Raw genomic sequence first — 1,677 nt, forward strand, 5'->3', positions numbered from 1 at the left:
GACCGGGACGTGCCGGGGCGGCAGGTGCGCCCGGTAGGCGCCCACGAGACGCGCCGCGTCGTACGCCCGCTCCCGGCCGCCGAGCGAGGCGAGGGAGACGGCGGCCGTCACCAGGAACACGGCGGGCAGCTGCGGGGCGACCATGGTCGCCAGCGGGTGGCGCATGGCCTTGCGGGCGTCGTTGATCCGGGCCAGAGCGTCCTCGTACTTGCCCTCGCGGTTGTCCAGCCAGGCCGTCGTGGCGTGCAGGAACACGTCGAAGACGGCGAACGCGCCGAGGGCGAACTCCTCGCGCAGGACCTCGATCTGGGCGCGGGCCTCGGGGATCCGGCCGGTGCGGCCGAGGAGTCCGGCGTAGAACATGCGGGCGGCGGGCATGGCCTCGTTGCCGAACCGCTGCTCGGTGGCGGTGATCCCGCCGAGGATCTCCTCGGCCTCCTCCAGCCGGCCGCACTCGATGTACGAGCCGGCCATCCGTACGCGCAGCACCGTCACCTGGGCGCGGGCGCCGAGCCGTTCGGCGTGCTCGATGGCTTCGAGGTAGTCCTGGCCGGCGAGGTCGTACGCGCCGCTCTTCTCCCGGGACTCGGCGCGCGCGGACAGCGCCTCGGCGCAGCCCCAGTCGTCGCCGAGCTCACGGAAGAGGGCGAGGCTCTCGTCGGCGTCGCGGGCGGCGTCACCGGCCCAGTCGGCGCGGTTGGCCAGGACGTTGGCCCGCAGCTGGAGGGCGGAGGCGAGCTCCCAGCGGTAGCCGAGCTCGCGGGACGCGGTGACGGTCTCGTCGACGGCCCGCTTCAGCATCCCGGCCTCTCCCGCGATCATGACGGCGTAGATCCACAGGGAGCCCGGGGGCCGGCAGGTCTGCGGGAGGCCGGGCCGGTAGGTGGCGACGATGCCCTCCACCTCGGCGCGGACCTGCGGGCTGTCCCAGGTGGTGGACGTGTGGTCGCGGGCGGACAGGCGCACCAGGTGCACGGCGCGCCAGGCCTCGGCGAGGAGCTCGCCGGAGTAGGGCGGGGGCGCGTCGAGGAGCCGCTCGTGGACGGGCCCGGCGGGGACGTGGGGCGGGGCGAAGGGGTCGGGGCCGAGTGCGGCCGCGGCTTCGGTCCAGTGCCGGATCTCGGCGCGCAGGTCCTGCATGTGCCAGTACCAGCCCAGGGCGTGGACGAGGCACAGGACCTCGCCGACGTCCCGGACGGCGAGGGCCCGGCGCAGGGCGGTGCGGAGGTTCTCGTACTCGGTGGCGATGCGGTCGGCGGCCGCGCGCTGGCCGTGGCCGCGCAGCCGGGGCTCGGTGGTGCGGGCGAGTTCGCGGTAGTGGACGAGGTGGCGCTGCTCGGTGTCCTCGCGGTCCCTCTCCCCCAGCCGCTCGGCGGCGTACTCGCCGACGGTCTCCAGGAGCCGGTAGCGCATGTCTCCCGCCGGGCCGGGGGCGGCGACGACGAGGGACTTGTCGACCAGGGCCGCCATGACGTCGGCGACGTCGAGGCCGCCGCCGTCCGCGCAGACGGCCTCGGCTGCCTCCAGGTCGCAGCCGCCGGCGAAGACGGACAGCCGGGCGAGGACGGCCCGTTCGGCTTCGTCGAGGAGGTCCCAGGACCAGTCGACGACGGCGCGCAGGGTCTGCTGGCGGGGCAGCACGGTCCGGGCGCCGCCGGTGAGCAGGCGGAAGCGGTC

At 75.5% G+C, this 1,677-nt stretch carries 1 protein-coding gene; it reads right to left on the reverse strand.

Annotated elements, in window-relative coordinates; translation table 11 throughout:
* On the reverse strand, positions 1–1,677 hold a 1,677-nt coding region (locus VR44_RS08430), incomplete at both ends, for an ATP-binding protein (protein WP_045946770.1).

The organism is Streptomyces katrae (genome assembly GCF_000966975.1).
GTDB lineage: Bacteria > Actinomycetota > Actinomycetes > Streptomycetales > Streptomycetaceae > Streptomyces > Streptomyces katrae.